We start from the raw sequence: 18,125 nt of genomic DNA, 5'->3' as shown, positions 1-18,125 counted from the left end.
GCGCATGCAATGAAGCACAGAGCCAAGGCCCCGGCAGCCCAATCGCGCCGGGGCCGCGCTGCTGTTTGTTCCTGATTTTGATCCAAGGACCAGCCATGCCCCCTACCCTCACGCCCCGCGCCGCAGCACTACGCGCCTTGATGACCGACTTCATCCGGCAACGGCGCGACGATAAGTTGAACAAGCTCGAGCCCGACGACGACGCCAAGCGCGAAGCGCTGCTGGCCCAACACCAGCCCGCCGCCTGGCTGGCGGACGCCGCCCGCCGCGCCGGCCAGCTGCAAGCCGCCACCCACACCCTTAAAGCCATCCACCCGGACGCCCGCGGCAGCAATCTGTACGCGCCGCCCTCCACCCTGCCGCCGCGCCGCGAAGTGGGCAGCCACTGCCTGGGCGCGGATTTTGCCGACGACGTGGTAGGCAACGCCGCCGCGCTGGATGTGTACAAGTTTCTGAAGCAGCAGCACGACGGCCAAAGCCTGCTGGCGCTGGCCTTGGCGCAGGACGCCGACCTGGCCGCCGCGCTCAGCGACGACCCTGAGCAGGCGCAGGCCTGGATCGCCGCCTTCGCCGCGCTGACCGACGCCGGCGCGGCGGCCGCCAGCCATAGCCGCGCCAAGCAAGTGTATTGGCTGGTGGGTTACGAGCCGGCCAAGGACGAGCACTACCACCTGCTGGCTCCGCTCTACCCCAGCGCGCTGGCGCAGCGGCTGTACCAAACCATCCAGGAGCACCGCTTCGGCGAAGCCGCCAAGACCGCGCGCCAGGCCCGCCGCGAGCAACGCGATCACCCGCACGGCTATTGCGACTATCCGCAGCTGGCGGTACAGAAGCTGGGCGGCACCAAGCCGCAGAATATTTCCCAGCTCAATAGCGAACGCAAGGGCAATAACTATCTGCTGGCTTCCCTGCCGCCGCAGTGGCAAAGCCTGGGCCTGAAACCACCGCTCAATAGCGAAGACGCGCTGCTGCGCTTTGGCCGCCGCAACGATGTGCGCAGGCTGGTCCGCCAACTGCGCGCCTTTCTGGAAAGCCAGCCGCGCAAGATCATGGACACCCGCGACCGCCGCGACGAGCTGAGCGATGCGCTGCTGGAGGAGCTGCTGTTGTTCGGCAAGGAGATGCACGAAGGTCTGCCGCCCGGCTGGAGCGCGGACACGCGTTGCCGGCTGCCGGAATACCAGCAGTTGTGGCTGGACCCTTGGCGCGCCGATACCGACGCGGACTTTGCCGCGCGCTGGCACGGCGAGGACTGGCCGCTGGAAGTGGCCAAACGCTTCGGCCGCTGGCTGAACCAGCAATTCGACGCCAGCCCGCTGGAGATGGGCGACGCGGAATTCCGCCACTGGGCGCGCGAGCTGGCCGGGGACCTGGGCTGGCAGGCCCAGCACGATCAAACCCGCCGCCAGCTGGCGGCGATGGCCAAGGAGCAAGCATGAGCACTCTGCCCGTGATCACCGGCTTGCTGAGCGTGCCCCGGCTGCGGGTGCAAAACGCCAACGCCATTTCCAGCCCCTTCACCTGGGGCTTTCCGGCCATTACCGCCTTCACCGGCCTGGCCCAGGCGCTGGAGCGCAAGCTGGCCGGCAGCCTGGATTTGCAGTTCGAGGCGGTGGGCGTGGTCTGCCACCATTACCAGGCGCAGACCAGCGGCGCTTACACCCAGGGCTTCCACCTCAGCCGCAACCCGGTGGACAAGGACGGCGCCACCGCCGCCATCGTGGAGGAAGGCCGCATCCACCTGGATATCAGCCTGCTGTTCGGCCTCACCGGCGAAGCGCTGGCCGCGCCCGGGGAGCAGCTGCCGGAACTGGCGCGGCAGGTAACGGACACCCTGCACGGCATGCGCATCGCCGGCGGCAGCGTGATGCCGCCGCTGCCCGGCCGCCGCCGTCCCGCGCCGCAGTTGATGACCTTGAGCGAGGACGAGACGGAACGACTCAAGCAATTCCGCCAGCTGCGACGCAGCCTGCTGCCCGGCTTTGCGCTGGTATCCCGCGACGACCTGCTGCAAAGCCACCTGGCCGCCTTGCGCGCCAGCCAGCCGCAGACAGACCTCTTCGACGCCTGGCTGGATCTGTCCCGCATCAACCACGCGCCGCACTGGCAGGAACAAGCGGACCCGACCGGCGGCGAGCCGCGCCGCACGCTGGAATGGCGCAGCCAACGCGGCCACAGCCAGGGCTGGACCGTGCCGATGCCGGTGGGCTACGGCGCGCTGTCCCCGCTCTACCCGGCCGGCAGCGTCGCCAACGCCCGCGACGCGCATACGCCGTTCCGTTTTGTGGAAAGCCTGTATTCGCTGGGCGAATGGGTCAGCCCGCACCGGCTGCATGATGTCGGCCAGTTGCTGTGGTACGCCGACGACGACACCGCCAGCGGTTTGTACCGCTGCCGCAATGATTACGCCGCCACCTTGGAAATAGAAGACTAGAAAGGAAGCCTCATGAGCACCGCACCGCTGAAAACCGCTACCGTATTGGCCTTTGAACGCAAGCTGGACCCGTCCGACGCCTTGTTCCACGCCGGCGACTGGCAACAGCGCGAGCAGCACGCCGGCTGGGAGCCGGTTCTTGTTGTTCCCAAATCCGTGCGCGGCACCATTTCCAACCGCCTGAAAACCAAGGACCAGGACCCGGCCAAGCTGGACGCGCAGATTGAAAACCCCAACCTGCAAACCGTGGACGTGGCCGCGCTGCCGCACCACGCGGATACCTTGAAGATCAGCTTCACGCTGCGGGTGCTGGGCAATGTCGGCGCGCCGTCCGCCTGCAACGACAGCGCCTACCAGGCCAAGCTGCGCGCCACCGTGGCCGGCTATGTGCAGGCCCACGGCTTTGCCGAGCTGGCACGCCGCTATGCCTGCAACCTGGCCAATGGCCGTTTCCTGTGGCGCAACCGCGTGGGCGCGGAGCAGGTGGAGGTGCGGGTGGCGCTGCTGGAGCAAGGCCAGCCGGCGCAGCAATGGCAGTTCGACGCGCTGGCGCTGTCCCTGCGCCACTTCGACCCCGGCAGCCAGGCCGCCGTGCTGGAACAACTGGCCGCCGCCATCGCCGCCGGCCTGGCCGGCCAGCGCCATCTGCTGCTGCAAATCACCGCCTTTGCGCGGCTGGGCGCCGGCCAGGAGGTGTTCCCCTCGCAGGAACTGGTACTGGAGCGCGGCCGCGGCGACAAGAGCAAGACCCTGTACGCCATCGAGCAAGGCGCGCTGAAAATCGCCGCCATCCACTCGCAGAAGCTGGGCAACGCCATCCGCACCATAGACGACTGGCACCCGGAAGCCGAGCAGCTCGGCCCCATCGCGGTGGAGCCCTACGGCTCGGTCACCACGCTGGGCAAGGCCTGCCGCCAGCCCAAGGCCAAGTCCGACTTCTACACCCTGCTGGACAACTGGGTGCTGAAAGACCAGGCCCCGGCGCCGCATGATCAGCACTTTGTGCTGGCCACGCTGATCCGCGGCGGCGTGTTCGGCGCGGCGGAGTAAGCCATGGATCATTACCTGGACATCCGGCTGCGCCCGGACCCGGAGTTTGCGCCCACGCTGCTGATGAACGCGCTGTTCGCCAAGCTGCACCGCGCGCTGAGCGAGCAAGGCCGCGACGACATCGGCGTCAGCTTCCCGCGCGCGGCCCCGGCCGCCGCGCTGGGCGACACCCTGCGCCTGCACGGCGGCCACGCCGCCTTGCAGCGGCTGATGGCCGGCGACTGGCTCAGCGGCATGCGCGACCACATCGCGCTGGCCGCCATCCAGCCGGTGCCGCCGCAGGCGGAAGCCTGGCAGGTGCGGCGCAAGCAGGCCAAGACCAATCCGGACAAGGAGCGCCGCCGGCTGGTGCGGCGGCTGGGCATCAGCGCGGAAGAAGCCGCGCAGCGTTTCCCGGACAGCGCCGCCCGCCGTCTAACCCTGCCCTTCCTCACCCTCAACAGCGCCAGCACCGGCCAGCGTTACCAGATGCACATCGAGCAACGCCCAGCCCCGGCCACCCACAGCGGCCGCTTCAACGCCTTCGGCCTCAGCCCCGACGCCACCGTGCCGTGGTTCTAACCCTTTTTTTGCTCCCCGCCGCCAAGCCTGTTAAATCAAGGGCTTGGTGCGGGCCGGGAGAAAAGGGTTTTTATTGGGGAAGCGCTGCTTGCCCCCGCTGGCGCGGGTTTGCGGGGGAAAGGCTCTAGTTCTCTGCCGGATGGGCAGCTTAGAAAAGTCACTGGTAGAAAGAGATATTTGAACCATTGTTCTCTGCCGGATGGGCAGCTTAGAAAGTATGCGCCGGTTCAGATGGCGCTGTGGGAGCGTTCTCTGCCGGATGGGCAGCTTAGAAAACTGAAGGCCAGCTCATGCTAGGTCACAACCGGTTCTCTGCCGGATGGGCAGCTTAGAAAAGGTGGAACACAAGACCATGGTAGCGGCCGACGTTCTCTGCCGGATGGGCAGCTTAGAAATGGAACGGTTCGTGACTACCGTTGGCGGCGTTGTTCTCTGCCGGATGGGTAGCTTAGAAACACAAGCGCCTGGGCGACATCGGACAAGATGTGTTCTCTGCCGGATGGGTAGCTTAGAAAGCGGCTTCTCCGGTGGCGGCTGGACCGGTCCCGGTTCTCTGCCGGATGGGTAGCTTAGAAAGTAGACATGAAGCCAGCCGGCGAGCCGGTGGCGTTCTCTGCCGGATGGGCAGCTTAGAAATCTAGCAGCCATTCCTCCAGCGCTTGAACGCTGTTCTCTGCCGGATGGGCAGCTTAGAAACAGCCAATGCAAAAATAAGAACAAATTTACCGGTTCTCTGCCGGATGGGCAGCTTAGAAATTCAGTGTCTGCACCGCCAAGTGGAAATCGTCGTTCTCTGCCGGATGGGCAGCTTAGAAAAGTCAGCATGCCCCATTTGCTTTGCTACCCACATTCTCTGCCGGATGGGCAGCTTAGAAAACTCGGCAACTCGCTGCTGATCTTCGTCCAATGTTCTCTGCCGGATGGGCAGCTTAGAAACTGGCTAGTCCAGTTGACCTCTCAAGCATGGCGTTCGCTGCCGGATGGGCAGCTTAGAAAGAAACTTCCCAACGCTCCCGGTCGCCAACATCGTTCTCTGCCGGGTAGGCAGCTTAGAAATTGGCCTGGGTTTCCAGCGCCGCCAGCGTCGAGTTCTCTGCCGGGTAGGCAGCTTAGGAAGGATCGGCAGCAGCAGCGGCGACGACGCCCGGATCGTGCTCTGCCGGGTAAGCAGCTTAGAAAATCCACAATTTGATCTGGTGTCCGAAAGGCGGCTTCTCTGCCGGACAGGCAGCTCCCCACAACAAAATCAATGCTATATTAGGCATCTAAATTGATTTTAATTAGGGAGAAATTATGGACTTGGTACTTGCCGATGTGGCTGTCAGCGTCACCGAGCTCAAACGCAATTTTGCCGGCATCATGCGCGAGGCCGCAGGGCATCCGGTGGTGATCCTGAATCACAACCGCCCGGAAGCCTATCTTGTTCCTGCCGCCCAGTACGAACGCATGATGAACCTGCTTGAAGACATCGAGGACGCAAAGTTGGTGCTGGAACGTCGGCAGCAGCCCACCGTCAAGGTGGACCTGGATGAGCTATGAAGTTGTCTTCCGGGTGGATGCGGAGAAGGAATGGCGAAAGTTGGACCCATCAATCCGACAGCAGTTTGCCAAGAAACTGAGAGAACGAGCCGAGCATCCGCACAACCCTTCCGCCAAGCTGCATGGCCTGGAAGGCTGCTACAAGATCAAGCTGCGTCAGACCGGATACCGGCTGGTCTATGAGGTGGACGACGGCAAAATCATCATCATCGTGGTGGCTATCGGACATCGCGACAAGAATGAAGCGTATCTGAAGGCTAAAGCGCGCCAGGGCTGAGCCGACGCAAGCCCGTGACAGCGCATCCACGGTTCTCACTCTCCCAACCCCTCCCCTGCCACAACGGCAAACCCCGCGCCCAATCCCCACCCACGCCAAGCTCCCGCAATGCTTCCAATCACATTATTCTCAATTTGAATAACAATCTAATTTTCCAGATTTTTAACATATATGCAATCGTGCTAGATTTTGTTTTCCAAAATCAATAAAGGGCCGGCGCAGCCGGCATTCCACGATGGCATATCCCCATTTCACTCTCTCCGCGCTGGCGCTGGCCTTGGCAGGGCAAGCCTTGCCGGCGCTGGCCGCCGACGGCAACACGCTGGACAGCGTCACCATCACCGGGTCGCGCATTGCCCGCGCCGGCAAGGAAGGCCCCACCGGGGTCACGGTGCTGAGCGGCGCCGATATCGAAAAACAGGGTTACACCAATGTCTACGACGCGCTGAACAATCTGGCGCAGAACACCGGCTTCACTCAGGGCGCGGATTTCGGCAATACCTTCACCCCGGCCGCCAACGCCATCAGCCTGCGCGGGCTGGGGCCCAACCATACGCTGACCTTGCTCAACGGCCGCCGCATCGCCGATTACCCGGTGGCTTACGAGGGTTCGGTCAACTTCGTCAATCTGGCCAATATCCCGGCGGCGATGATTGAGCGCATCGAGGTGCTCAACGGCGGCGCGTCGGCGATTTACGGCTCGGACGCCATCGCCGGCGTGGTCAATGTGATCCTGAAGAAGAAGGCCGACGGCACCACGGTCAACGTCAAGGCCGGCGGCAGCGAGCATCACGGCGGCGAAAACCTGCGCCTGCAACTGAGCGGCGGCAAGAGCTGGGACAAGCTGAATCTGGTCTACGCGCTGGAGTTGAGCCAGCGCAACCCGATCTGGTCGCGCCAGCGCGGCTTCATGGCGGACAACACCGTCAACGGCGCGGCGCCCACCACGGTGTGGTCGCAGAAGGATGTGAGCAGCGGCAAGTTCATCGACCCCGGCGCGGCTTGCGGCGCGCTGGGCGGCTTGTACGCCGGCAGCGTGCGCGCTTACCGCAGCAGCAAGAGCAATGTCTGCGCCAGCCCGCTGGCCAAGGCCTCCTACTGGACGGTGCAGACCGCCAACCAGAGCCAGAACGGTTATCTGAGCCTGAATTACGCGCTCAACGATCACCTGGAGTTGTTCAGCGACGCGCTGCTGGCCTTCAACCACAGCGAGAACAACACCCGCGGCCCCAGCTGGACCTCGGCCGCCGGCAACGGCGGCTATTTCCTGAACCAGAACAGCGGCCGCTACGAGGTCTGGAGCCGCTTGCTGTCGCCGGAGGAGATGGGCGGCGCCAGCCGCTACAACCGCAAGTGGGACGATGTGGCGGCCAACCTGACTTTCGGCTTGCGCGGCACGGTGCCGGACAGCAGCTGGAGTTACGAAGCCGCTTACAACGCGTCCATCTATACCAGCCAGAACATCGCGCCGCGGCTGCTGGCCAATGCGGACAACTTCTTCCTGGGCCAGCAGCAGGGCGTGGACGCCAAGGGGGTGCCGATTTACGCGCCGTCGGCCGGGCCGTTCAACCGCCGGCTGACGCAGGCGGAGTTCGACAGCATCGCCGGGCGCTCGGTGAGCCAGAACAAGTCCTGGCTGCAGGCGCTGAGCCTGAGCGGCAGCGGCGAGTTGTTCAAGCTGCCGGCCGGCGCGGTGAAACTGGCCGGCACGCTGGAATGGGGCAGCCAGGGCTTCAGCAACGATCCGGACCCGCTGATCAATCAGGGCGCGTTCTACAACACCTCGCCGGCCGTGCACGCCGGCGGCACCCGCTCGCGCCAGGCGCTGGGCGGCGAGTTGTTCATCCCGGTACTGAAGCGGCTGGACCTGACGCTGTCCGGCCGTTACGACCGCTACCAACTGCCGGACAGCAGCGCCGGCAAGTTCACTTACGGCGCCGGCCTGGCGTTCCGGCCGCTGAACAGCTTGCTGCTGCGCGGCAGTTACGCCACCAGCTTCCGCGCACCGGACATGAATTATCTGTTCCTGACCCAGAGCCGCGGCTATTACTCATCCAGCACTGATTACTGGCGTTGCGCCCAGGCCGGCCAGCCCTTGGCCAGCTGCGACTACAAAAGCATGTCGCCGGGCGCGGACTACGTGAAGAACGGCAACGCCGAACTGAAGCCGGAAAATGGCAAGTCCTACGGCTTCGGCTTTGTATGGTCGCCCAGCAGCAGCGCGGATATTTCGGTGGATTACTGGGACATCGCCATCAATGATCTGGTCACCGACCTGAGCGGCGACAAGCTGTTGCGCGACGAGGCGCAGTGCCGCGCCGGCGTGCTGGACGCGTCGTCCCAGCTGTGCCAGGACACGCTGCGCCGAGTGCAGCGCAATCCGGCCAATGCCTTGATCAATCCAGGCGCGATCAAACAGATCGTGGTCAACCCGATCAATGCCGCCAGCGAGCGCACCAGCGGTTTCGACATCGCCGGCAAGCTGCGCTGGAAAACCGCCAGCTGGGGCAGCTTCCTGCTGAAAGCCAATTACACCAAGGTGCTGAAACACACTTACCAGCAGTTTGCCGGCGATGTGGAAAAGAATATGTTGAACGACCCGGAAAACACCGATTGGCCGGACAAGCTGGACACCAGCCTGAGCTGGGACATCGGCCCCTGGTCGTCCACCGTGCTGCTGACCCGCTACGGCAAGATTCCCAAGGCCAGCGGCAATGGCAATCTGACGCCCACGGTGCTAGCCAATTTCAGCACTCAGTATCAATGGAGCAAGCAGACTTCGGTGGGGCTCATCGTCAACAATGTGCTGGACACCATCAAGCGCGACGATACCAGCAACTGGCCCTACTACCCGGTGGGCAGCTATCTGCCCTATGGCCGCCAGTGGTGGGTGGAGTTGAATCACAAGTTCTGAACGGCTGGCGCGCTCACGATTCATTGTAATAAGCAACTATTTAGTTGTATGTTACAACCATTACCACAGGAGAGCGCGCATGAACCCTTCACAGCCGCAGCAGCTTGTCATCGACCAGATCCGCTCCGCCTCGCGGCGCATCGTGCGCGAGCTGGGTTTCATGCGCAGCACCCTGGCCATGAGCCAGCACTCCGCTTCCGCCGTGCATGCGGTGGTGGAGATCGGCCTGGCCGGCAGCTTGTCCGCCAGCCAGCTGGCGGACAAGCTGCAGCTGGAAAAATCCACGGTGAGCCGGCTGGTGCGCAAGCTGACGCAGGGCGGCGAGCTGCTGGAGCAGCCCTGCCCCAGCGACGGCCGGACCAAGCTGCTGGCCTTGAGCCCGTCCGGCCAGCAGCTGTTCGCGCAGTTGCAGGATTATGGCCGCGGCCAGGTGGGCGGCGCCCTCGTCCACCTGTCGGCGGAGCAGCAGCGGCAGGTGGAACAGGGCCTGAATTGCTATGCGGCGGCGCTGGAAGCCAGGCACGCCGAGCACACGCCGCCGGCCGCCGCGCCCATCGCCATTGAAACCGGTTACCGTTGCGGCGCGCTGGGCAGCATTGTCGCCATGCATGCGCGCTATTACCACGCCCACGCCGGCTTCGGCGCTTTCTTCGAACGGCAGGTGGCCACCGGCCTGGCCGATTTCCTCGGCCGCCTGAGCCAGCCCGGCAATCAGCTGTGGCTGGCCTTGCGCGACGGCCGCATCATCGGTTCATTGGTGATTGCGGCGGAGCCGGACGCGCCGGGGCAGGCGCAGCTGCGCTGGTTCATTCTGAACGAGGAGGCGCGCGGCAGCGGTCTTGGCCGCCGCATGATGGAACAGGCGATGGCGTTTTGCGATCAGCAGCGCCTTGCCGTCCGGCTGTGGACCTTCCAGGGCTTGCTGGCGGCGCGGCATTTGTACGAGGCCTTCGGCTTTGTCTTGAGCGAGGAGCGCCCAGGAGCACGCTGGGGCGAACAGGTCGTGGAGCAGTGCTTTACACGGCCCGCCAAAAGCTAGCCGCGCGCCGTGCTGCTGCCGGATGGGCCGCTTAGAAACAGCGGTCCCGTGTGGTGATGGTGCCGATGGGGTTCACTGCCGGATAGGCAGCTTAGAAATGCAAAAAACCCACCGCTTGCGCGATGGGTTTTTCTGAATCTGGCGTCCCCACGGGGAATCGAACCCCGGCTACCGCCGTGAAAGGGCGGTGTTCTAACCGCTAAACTATAGGGACAGCAAGTGGCGCACCCGGAGCGATTCGAACGCCCGACCCTCTGGTTCGTAGCCAGATACTCTATCCAACTGAGCTACGGGTGCGCTGATTGGCCTAGAAAGAGGTATTCGCGAAAATGCCCACTTTCAAACAACCAAACCCTTGAATTTTCTAGCAGCAGCGCTTGCTGTGCTGTCGATCAAGAGGCGCACAGTATGTGTCCTTTGCTGGACCTTGTCAACAGCTTGCTCTGAAATTTTTCCAAACCCGCAAAATGGAGAAAATTTTCGCAAAGCCATGCCTGACTCAACAAACTCGCAATTTTCCCCGCCCGGCCTAGAGCAAGCGCGCCCCGCCGATTCTCATTTGTACGGTTCATTTTGGGTATGGCGTGTGGGCATCCTTCCGGTTCGCCGATGACGATGGCAGGTATGAGGATAGCGGCGGCTACTCGCTGCTCGACGAAGTGCCCTGGCAAGCTAGACCAAAAGTATCCAATTTGGATGTTTTCGGCTGATTCAAACGTCCAACCAAGGTACAAGTTTCATCAGCTTTAACCCCTCAATCGAATCCAGCTGATGGCCTTGTTAATGAAAGGCTTTCAGCGGCTTTTGATGGCGGTTCACTCCGTTCCCCCGGGAGAAAATGCACGCATGGCCAAATTGGCCAGACTGCAGAAGCGGCGCCTGCGGATGCGGATGATCCCCATGCCCTGTTCCGCAAAGAAAGGCAAGACCCGGTCATTGAGCAAGTTGGCCCCCGTTCGACGGGTCGCCGCAGCGACCTAGACCGGAGCCGTTCCCTCCTTACCTGTTCCCGGGTTGCGACAAGCTCAAGCAAGATTATCGACAACGATAAATTTCTTGCATAATACCAATGTCCTATTTATCGTTTAACAATAAACCCAGGAGGAGGAAATGATGCCTAGCCGTCCGAACCTTTTGTCTACGACCCGCCTGGTCTTGCGCGCCCTGCTCAGCCTGAACTTCATATTGGGCATGGGAGTTGGGGCACTTTTGCTTGCCAGCTTTATCGCGCCGCCCGGCTGCAAGCCATTGCTTGGGCGCTGCTCGCCATACAAATTCTCAACCTTGCCGTCGGCGCGGTTTGCGCAAGCGTATCCATGATCTACCCATTGGACATTGGGTGGAGCCCTTCGGTCGATGGATGGCTATCCGTGTTGCTGCTGTTTATTCTGGCGCGAGTATTTGATGCAGGAACGACAATGCGTATCGATTTGGAAGGAACCGTATAAGCCATGGCTATTCTGGTAAAGCTCGATGGCCTGTTGCATGAGCGAAGAATGACTTTGAGCGAGCTTGCGGATCATGTAGACATCACCCTGGCGAATCTTTCCATCCTCAAAACCGGAAAAGCCCGCGCCATCAGGTTCTCGACCTTGGAAGCAATTTGTGAAGCCTTGCAATGTCAGCCGGGCGATTTGCTGGACTATGCGGCCAGCGCTAAGGAAGACCAAGCCGTTCCAAAATAAAGCTTAAGCCATCTGTTTACGCGCCGGGCCTTGGCCAGTTCCATCTGGCGGGCCAGTAGCGCCAGTAGCAAGCGCCCGCCAAATCGAACGGCGTCCGAAGCAAGCTGTATCCACTCGCCCAAATGGGTCATTTTCATGGAGAAAGATAAAATGCAAGACATTTCACTATTTCGCCTGAACTGCTTGAGAGGCCTGTATCTGTTTATCGCCGTCGGATTTGGAGTCTCCCTGCTGCCTAATATCTTGAGTCCCCATACCCCGGCAGTTCCCACTAGAACCGTGGTGGACCACATGCTCTTGGCCTTTTGGCTGTTAACCCTATTTGGCGTGCGCTACCCGCTGCAAATGCTCCCGGTGCTGCTATGGGAAATGATCTGGAAAACCCTGTGGGTGGTGTTGGTAGCCATTCCCCAGTGGCGCAGCGGGCGCATAGAACCCTTTACCGAAGCCAATCTGGGCTGGATTCCCTTGCTGATCGTCTTCTATGCAGTCGTGCCCTGGCGCTACGTATACGCCAACTACCTGCTCAAGCCATCCGAGCCATGGCGAAAGAAGACCAGCGCACCGGGCAGCGCGTCGCTGGCGGATTAGCGGGTCGGGCGTCTGCTCTAGCGCCATTACGCTACCGGACAGGAAGTGGCGGTGACTGAAACAGAGGCAACTATTCAGCCCCCTTGGCGGTTTGAATAGCAGCATGAGCAAGCGACAAAATGGCCGGAGCGGACCACCCACCTGCTTCCGGCCATCAATCGAATTCATCCGCCTCCATCCTCCAGCCGATGGAAGCCCCCCTTTTCCCAATACACAAAGGCAATCGGGAATTGCCGCGCAAACCGATCGAGGGCGTGTCTCGACTATGTTTTATCTCGGTCAAATGGATTGATCGCGTTTTCGCAGAGACGGTTACGCTTCTAGGAAGCTCTTGGTCTTGTTGATCCGTTTCAGGAATCTAACGATGAGGTTCGGACCGCTAGGACGCAAAAAAGCCCTCGACTGTTTCCAATCAAGGGCTTAATGCGAACTGGCGGAGAAAGAGGGATTCGAACCCTCGATACAGGTTTAAGCCCGTATGCTTCCTTAGCAGGGAAGTGCCTTCGACCACTCGGCCATTTCTCCGTTCAGAGAGCGCCATATTAATTAGCGCTGCGCCCCCTGTCAAGCGTGTATCCGAAATTATTTACGCCGGCTGGTCCAGCCCGAAAACTTTATGCAAAACGCGAACCGCCAGCTCCAGATACTTCTCGTCCAATAGCACCGACACCTTGATTTCCGAGGTGGAGATCATCTGGATATTGATGCCCTCTTCCGCCAGGGTGCGGAACATGGTGGAGGCGATGCCGCAGTGCGAACGCATGCCCACGCCCACGATGGAGATCTTGGCCACCTTGTCGTCGGCGTCGATCTTGGCGGCGCCGATATGGGTCTGCACTTCGCGCAGGATGGTCAGCGCGCGCTGGAATTCGCCGCGCGGCACGGTGAAGGAGAAATCGGTCGCGCCGTTTTCGCCCACGTTCTGGATGATCATGTCCACTTCGATATTGGCATCGGCGATCGGCCCCAGAATCTGGTAGGCGATGCCAGGCTTGTCCGGCACGCCCTTGACGTTGATGCGCGCTTCGTTACGGTCAAATGCGATGCCTGCGACAACGGCCTTTTCCATGCTTTCATCTTCCTCATACGTAATCAGGGTGCCTTCGCCTTCGTCTTCGAAGCTGGAGAGCACGCGCAAACGAACCTTGTACTTGCCGGCGAACTCCACCGAGCGGATCTGCAGCACCTTGGAGCCCAGCGACGCCATTTCGATCATTTCCTCGAACGTGACGGTCTTCAGGCGGCGCGCTTCCGGCACCACGCGCGGATCGGTGGTGTAAACGCCGTCCACATCAGTGTAGATCTGGCATTCGTCGGCCTTCAGCGCGGCGGCCAGCGCCACGGCGGAGGTGTCCGAGCCGCCGCGGCCCAGCGTGGTGATGTCGCCGTCCTCGTCCACGCCCTGGAAGCCGGCGACGATGACGACGCGGCCTTCATTGAGGTCGGAGCGCATCGCGGCGTCGTCTATCTCCTGGATGCGGGCCTTGGTGTGGGCGTTGTCGGTGACCAGCTTCACCTGCCAGCCGCAGTAGCTCTTGGCCGGCACGCCGATTTCCTTCAGCGCCATGGCCAGCAGGCCGATGGTGACCTGCTCGCCGGTGGATATCACCACGTCCAGCTCGCGCGGGTCCGGATAGTCCTGAATCTCCTTTGCCAGGGCGATGAGGCGGTTGGTTTCGCCGCTCATGGCGGACACCACCACCACGACATCATGTCCCTGCGACTTCCACTTGGCGACACGGCGGGCAACGTTCTTGATCCGTTCGGTGGTTCCAACCGAAGTGCCGCCGTACTTTTGTACGATGAGTGCCATGCTTGTTTCTTATATTCGAAAGGGTTGAAATGTCGAGCTTCGATTCTGACCCTATCCTGGCCAGAATTGCAAGGCGGAATTCTCCGCGGATGCTGCAACGCAAAACCCGCGGCCAGCCCCAGCCGGCACTGCGCGGCGCAAGCTGCCGACGCTGCGACGCTTGCCGGCATCAATCCACGGCTGCCATGCCGTTTACTGGCAGAATATTTCTGTTGGATTACATGCGCAAACGTTCGGGGCAGCTGTACAGATTGGCGCGGCCGTGGCCGGCGAAGCCGATCAGGGTCAGGCCGTAGCGCGCGGCCATCTCCACCGCCAGCGAGGTGGGCGCGGACAGCGCGATCAGGATCTCGATGCCGGCGGCGGCGGCCTTCTGCGCCATTTCATAGCTGGCGCGGCTGGTGACGATGGCCGCGCCGTCGCGCCAGCCCTGGCGCGCGCGCGCGCCTATCAGCTTGTCCAGCGCCACGTGGCGGCCCACATCCTCGCTAAGGTGCAGAAGTTCGCCCTGCGGCGTCACCCAGCCGGCGGCGTGGGCGCAGGCGGTGGCCTGGGACAGGCTTTGCGCCTGCTGCAGCACCGGCAAGGCGCGCGCCAGCGCGTCCAGGCTGAAGCTTTGGGTCTGCGGCAGCGGCGGCAGCGGCCGGTGGATTTCGGCCAGCTGTTCCACGCCGCACAAGCCGCAGCCGGTACGGCCGGCCAGCTGGCGGCGGCGCTCCTTCAAGGCCATGAAGCGGGCCGAGGCCAGATCGATGCGCGCTTCCACGCCGCGTTCGCCCGGAACGATGTCGATGCCGTAGATCTCGCCCGGATGGGCGACGATGCCTTCGGCCAGGCTGAAGCCCAGCGCAAAGTCTTCCAGCTCCCGCGGGCTGGCCATCATCACCACGTGGGAGAGGCCGTTGTACACCAGCGCCACCGGGGTTTCCACCGCCACCCAGTCCTGCCTGGCCTGGGCGCCGCCGTGACGGCAATCGACAATGCCGAGCTCAAGCGCCGCCTGCTCCAGCGCTTCGGTTTTTTTCATAAAATGTGGCCTGCCATTCACTGCAATAGTTTGTACTAATTGATACCTAGGGCGATAATAGATTTTCCGCTGTGAGTGAGCAACGCGTCCTTGGTGGGTCAGGGACGCGCCCAGTTCAACCCCAAGGAGACAAACCCATGCAAGTCAGCAGACGGCAGTTTTTCAAGCTCTGCGCCGGCGGCATGGCAGGCACCACCATCGCGACCCTGGGCTTCATGCCCGAGACCGCGCTGGCCGACACCCGCAGCTATAAATTGCTGCGCGCGACGGAAACCCGGAATACCTGTCCATACTGTTCGGTGGGCTGTGGCATCTTGATGTACAGCCTGGGCGACGGCGCCAAGAACGCCAAAGCCGATATTTTCCACATTGAAGGCGATCCGGACCATCCGGTCAATCGCGGCGCGCTCTGTCCCAAGGGCGCCGGCCTGATCGACTTCATCCACAGCCCCAACCGCCTGCGCTATCCGGAAGTGCGCGAAGCGGGCTCCAACGAATACAAACGCATCAGCTGGGACGAGGCCTTCGAGCGCATCGCCGCCCATATGAAGCGCGACCGCGACGCCAACTTCGTCGAGAAGAACGCGGACGGCGTCACCGTCAACCGCTGGCTGACCACGGGTTTCCTGGCCGCTTCCGCGTCCAGCAACGAGGCCGGCTGGCTGACCCACAAATTCACCCGCAGCCTGGGGCTGCTGGCGGTCGACAACCAGGCGCGTGTATGACACGGACCAACGGTGGCAAGTCTTGCCCCAACATTTGGTCGCGGTGCCATGACAAACCATTGGGTCGACATCAAGAACGCCAACCTCATCGTCGTCATGGGCGGCAATGCGGCCGAGGCGCACCCGGTGGGTTTCCGCTGGGCGATTGAGGCCAAGACCCGCAACAAGGCGAAGCTGATCGTCATCGATCCGCGCTTCACCCGCACGGCCTCGGTGGCGGATTATTACGCCCCCATCCGCACCGGCACGGACATTGCGTTCCTGTCCGGCGTGATCCGCTACCTGCTGCAAACCGGCAAGTACAATAAGGAATACACGCTGGCCTACACCAATGCCGCGCTCTTGGTGAATCCGGACTTCAAGTTCGACGACGGCCTGTTCTCCGGCTACAACGCCGACAAGCACAGCTACGACAAATCCACCTGGACCTACCAGCTGGACGACAAGGGCATGGCCAAGCGCGACGACAGCCTGTCCGACCCGCGCTGCGTGATCAATCTGATGCGCGAGCACGTGGCCCGTTACACGCCGGAAATGGTGGAAACCCTCTGCGGCACGCCCAAGGACGCCTTCCTCAAGGTCTGCGAATACCTGGCGGAAACCGGCGCCCACGACAAGACCACTTCCTTCCTGTACGCGCTGGGCTGGACGCAACACTCCATCGGCTCGCAGAACATCCGCACCATGGCGATGATCCAGCTGCTGCTGGGCAATATGGGCATGGCCGGCGGCGGGGTCAACGCGCTGCGCGGCCACTCCAACATCCAGGGTCTGACCGATATCGGCCTGCTGTCCACCAGCTTGCCGGGTTATCTGAACATGCCATCGGAGAAGGAGCCCACGCTGGAGTCCTATCTGAGCAAGTACACCAGCAAGCCGCTGGCCGACGGGCAGATGAACTACTGGCAGAACTATCCCAAGTTCTTCGTTTCGCTGATGAAGGCGATGTGGGGCGACAAGGCCACCGCCGACAACCAGTGGGGCTACGATTGGCTGCCCAAGTGGGACAAGAGCTACGACGTGCTGCAGTACTTCGAGCTGATGCATCAGGGCAAGATCAACGGCTATTTCTGCCAAGGCTTCAACCCCATCCTGGCCTTCCCGGACAAGAACAAGGTGGTGGCCTCGCTTTCCAAGCTGAAATACCTGGTGATCATGGACCCGCTGGCCACCGACACTTCCACTTTCTGGAAGAACCACGGCGAGCAGAACGATGTGAAAACCGCGGAGATCCAGACCGAGGTGTTCCGTCTGCCCACCACCTGTTTCGCCGAGGAAGACGGCGCGGTGGTCAATTCCGGGCGCTGGCTGCAATGGCACTGGAAAGGCGCGGACGCGCCGGGCGAAGCCATCACCGACGCGGAAATCCTGGCCGGCATCTTCACTCGTCTGAAGGCGCAGTACGCCAAGAACGGCGGCAAGAACGCCGAGGCCATCATGAGCCTGTCCTGGGCTTACGGCGATCCGCACGAGCCCAAGCCGGAGGAACTGGCCAAGGAGCTCAACGGCAAGGCGCTGGCGGACATCCCGGATCCCAAGAACCCGGGGCAGTTCCTGGCCAAGAAAGGCGAGCAGTTGTCCGGCTTCGCCCTGATGCAGGCCGACGGCAGCACCGCTTCCGGCTGTTGGATCTTCGCCGGCAGCTGGACCCAGGCCGGCAACCAGATGGCGCGCCGCGACAACAGCGATCCGTCCGGGCTGGGCAATACCCTGGGCTGGGCCTGGGCGTGGCCGGCCAACCGCCGCGTGCTGTACAACCGCGCTTCCTGTAAGCCGGACGGCACGCCCTGGGACAAGAAGCGGACGCTGATCAAGTGGAACGGCGAAAAATGGACAGGCATCGACGTGCCGGACTTCAAGGCCGACGAGCCGCCCGGCAGCGCCATGGGCCCCTTCATCATGCAGGCCGAGGGCCTGGGGCGGCTGTTCGCTCTCGACAAGATGGCCGAAGGCCCCTTCCCCGAGCACTACGAGCCGTTCGAAACGCCGCTGGGCACCAACCCGCTGCATCCCAAGGTGGTGTCCAATCCGGCGGCGCGGGTGTTCCCGGCGGACCGCGAGCAGATGGGCAAGCACGACGCCTTCCCGTACGCGGCCACCACTTACCGGCTGACCGAGCACTTCCACGGCTGGACCAAGCACGCGCGGCTGAACGCGATCGCCCAGCCGGAGCAGTTCGTGGAAATCGGCGAGGCGCTGGCCAAGGAGAAAGGCATCGCCCACGGCGACACGGTGAAAGTGTCGTCCAAGCGCGGCTATATCAAGGCCAAGGCGGTGGTGACCAAGCGCATCCGCGCGCTGCAGTCGGGCGGCAAGACGGTGCACCAGGTCGGGATTCCGATTCACTGGGGTTATGAAGGGGTGGCCAAGAAAGGCTTCAGCGCCAACACGCTGACGCCGTTTGTAGGCGACGCCAACACCCAGACGCCGGAATTCAAGTCCTTCCTGGTCAACGTCGAGAAAGTATAAG

General features: G+C 62.4%; 13 protein-coding genes, 3 tRNA genes and 1 CRISPR repeat array. Of the genes, 11 read left to right on the top strand and 5 right to left on the bottom strand.

All coding sequences use genetic code 11. The features are described from left to right. Positions 1–95 precede the first annotated feature (95 nt). The 8 genes from csy1 (at position 96) to ACODRW_RS01720 (ending at position 9,814) form a co-directional block, all read left to right on the top strand. Positions 96–1,439, top strand: a complete 1,344-nt coding sequence (csy1, locus tag ACODRW_RS01755) for a type I-F CRISPR-associated protein Csy1 (RefSeq protein ID WP_488905056.1) — start codon at positions 96–98, stop codon at positions 1,437–1,439. Beyond that, complete coding sequence (gene csy2 / locus ACODRW_RS01750) at positions 1,436–2,434, top strand: type I-F CRISPR-associated protein Csy2 (protein ID WP_488905055.1); 999 nt, start codon at positions 1,436–1,438, stop codon at positions 2,432–2,434. The genes csy1 and csy2 overlap by 4 nt, the downstream gene beginning before the upstream one ends. Positions 2,435–2,446: 12 nt before the next feature. Continuing rightward, positions 2,447–3,484, top strand: coding sequence for a type I-F CRISPR-associated protein Csy3 (gene csy3 / locus ACODRW_RS01745; protein ID WP_488905054.1), 1,038 nt, complete (start codon positions 2,447–2,449; stop codon positions 3,482–3,484). Positions 3,485–3,487: 3 nt separating this feature from the next. Continuing rightward, positions 3,488–4,045 (top strand): type I-F CRISPR-associated endoribonuclease Cas6/Csy4, encoded by a 558-nt coding sequence (cas6f, locus tag ACODRW_RS01740; RefSeq protein ID WP_488905053.1) that lies wholly within the window; start codon positions 3,488–3,490, stop codon positions 4,043–4,045. A gap of 127 nt (positions 4,046–4,172) precedes the next feature. After that, a CRISPR array of direct repeats spans positions 4,173–5,224; the repeat unit is 28 nt; unit sequence GTTCTCTGCCGGATGGGCAGCTTAGAAA. 114 nt (positions 5,225–5,338) lie between these two features. Then, positions 5,339–5,584 (top strand): type II toxin-antitoxin system Phd/YefM family antitoxin, encoded by a 246-nt coding sequence (locus ACODRW_RS01735; RefSeq protein WP_019103002.1) that lies wholly within the window; start codon positions 5,339–5,341, stop codon positions 5,582–5,584. Further along, complete coding sequence (locus tag ACODRW_RS01730; RefSeq protein WP_235086829.1) at positions 5,574–5,861, top strand: type II toxin-antitoxin system RelE family toxin; 288 nt, start codon at positions 5,574–5,576, stop codon at positions 5,859–5,861. Before ACODRW_RS01735 ends, ACODRW_RS01730 begins: the two co-directional genes overlap by 11 nt. A gap of 235 nt (positions 5,862–6,096) precedes the next feature. Beyond that, entirely contained in the window at positions 6,097–8,775 is a 2,679-nt protein-coding gene (locus tag ACODRW_RS01725; RefSeq protein ID WP_488905052.1) for a TonB-dependent receptor plug domain-containing protein, read from the top strand. A gap of 79 nt (positions 8,776–8,854) precedes the next feature. Beyond that, entirely contained in the window at positions 8,855–9,814 is a 960-nt protein-coding gene (locus ACODRW_RS01720) for a bifunctional helix-turn-helix transcriptional regulator/GNAT family N-acetyltransferase (protein ID WP_488905051.1), read from the top strand. Between the two features lie 139 nt (positions 9,815–9,953). Here ACODRW_RS01720 and ACODRW_RS01715 read toward each other — a convergent pair. Together ACODRW_RS01715 and ACODRW_RS01710 are read right to left on the bottom strand one after the other, a co-directional pair. After that, a tRNA-Glu gene (locus ACODRW_RS01715) sits at positions 9,954–10,028 on the bottom strand. 6 nt (positions 10,029–10,034) lie between these two features. Then, positions 10,035–10,111 (bottom strand) — tRNA-Arg (locus ACODRW_RS01710). Between the two features lie 1,154 nt (positions 10,112–11,265). Between ACODRW_RS01710 and ACODRW_RS01705 the strand changes: the two genes are divergently transcribed. Beyond that, complete coding sequence (locus tag ACODRW_RS01705) at positions 11,266–11,499, top strand: helix-turn-helix domain-containing protein (RefSeq protein WP_488905050.1); 234 nt, start codon at positions 11,266–11,268, stop codon at positions 11,497–11,499. Between the two features lie 135 nt (positions 11,500–11,634). After that, positions 11,635–12,090, top strand: coding sequence for a hypothetical protein (locus ACODRW_RS01700; RefSeq protein ID WP_488905049.1), 456 nt, complete (start codon positions 11,635–11,637; stop codon positions 12,088–12,090). Between the two features lie 431 nt (positions 12,091–12,521). Here the strand turns inward: ACODRW_RS01700 and ACODRW_RS01695 are convergent. The 3 genes from ACODRW_RS01695 to fdhD all read right to left on the bottom strand — a co-directional run bounded on the left by ACODRW_RS01695 (position 12,522) and on the right by fdhD (position 14,930). Continuing rightward, positions 12,522–12,615, bottom strand: a tRNA-Ser gene (locus tag ACODRW_RS01695). 61 nt (positions 12,616–12,676) lie between these two features. After that, entirely contained in the window at positions 12,677–13,903 is a 1,227-nt protein-coding gene (locus tag ACODRW_RS01690; protein WP_227104858.1) for an aspartate kinase, read from the bottom strand. A gap of 217 nt (positions 13,904–14,120) precedes the next feature. Further along, positions 14,121–14,930 carry a formate dehydrogenase accessory sulfurtransferase FdhD gene (gene fdhD / locus ACODRW_RS01685; protein WP_488905048.1) on the bottom strand — a complete coding sequence of 270 codons (810 nt, stop codon included), beginning with the start codon at positions 14,928–14,930 and terminating at the stop codon, positions 14,121–14,123. A gap of 137 nt (positions 14,931–15,067) precedes the next feature. Here fdhD and fdnG point away from each other — a divergent pair, with 137 nt between their 5' ends. Then, positions 15,068–18,124, top strand: a complete 3,057-nt coding sequence (gene fdnG / locus ACODRW_RS01680; protein WP_486635815.1) for a formate dehydrogenase-N subunit alpha — start codon at positions 15,068–15,070, stop codon at positions 18,122–18,124. Position 18,125: the final 1 nt, after the last annotated feature.

It is taken from the genome of Chromobacterium sp. FG89, from assembly GCF_057808735.1.
The sequence above is the reverse complement of the archived record's forward strand: the minus strand, read 5'-3'. Positions and strand labels throughout refer to the sequence as shown.

Excerpts from the sequence above, each read along its gene's own strand:
- cas6f (WP_488905053.1), top strand. The coding sequence starts at position 3,488 with ATGGATCATTACCTGGACATCCGGCTGCGCCCGGACCCGGAGTTTGCG.
- csy3 (WP_488905054.1), top strand. The coding sequence starts at position 2,447 with ATGAGCACCGCACCGCTGAAAACCGCTACCGTATTGGCCTTTGAACGC.
- ACODRW_RS01730 (WP_235086829.1), top strand. The coding sequence starts at position 5,574 with ATGAGCTATGAAGTTGTCTTCCGGGTGGATGCGGAGAAGGAATGGCGA.
- csy1 (WP_488905056.1), top strand. The coding sequence starts at position 96 with ATGCCCCCTACCCTCACGCCCCGCGCCGCAGCACTACGCGCCTTGATG.
- ACODRW_RS01705 (WP_488905050.1), top strand. The coding sequence starts at position 11,266 with ATGGCTATTCTGGTAAAGCTCGATGGCCTGTTGCATGAGCGAAGAATG.
- ACODRW_RS01725 (WP_488905052.1), top strand. The coding sequence starts at position 6,097 with ATGGCATATCCCCATTTCACTCTCTCCGCGCTGGCGCTGGCCTTGGCA.
- ACODRW_RS01700 (WP_488905049.1), top strand. The coding sequence starts at position 11,635 with ATGGAGAAAGATAAAATGCAAGACATTTCACTATTTCGCCTGAACTGC.
- ACODRW_RS01690 (WP_227104858.1), bottom strand. The coding sequence starts at position 13,903 with ATGGCACTCATCGTACAAAAGTACGGCGGCACTTCGGTTGGAACCACC.
- ACODRW_RS01735 (WP_019103002.1), top strand. The coding sequence starts at position 5,339 with ATGGACTTGGTACTTGCCGATGTGGCTGTCAGCGTCACCGAGCTCAAA.
- csy2 (WP_488905055.1), top strand. The coding sequence starts at position 1,436 with ATGAGCACTCTGCCCGTGATCACCGGCTTGCTGAGCGTGCCCCGGCTG.
- fdhD (WP_488905048.1), bottom strand. The coding sequence starts at position 14,930 with ATGAAAAAAACCGAAGCGCTGGAGCAGGCGGCGCTTGAGCTCGGCATT.
- ACODRW_RS01720 (WP_488905051.1), top strand. The coding sequence starts at position 8,855 with ATGAACCCTTCACAGCCGCAGCAGCTTGTCATCGACCAGATCCGCTCC.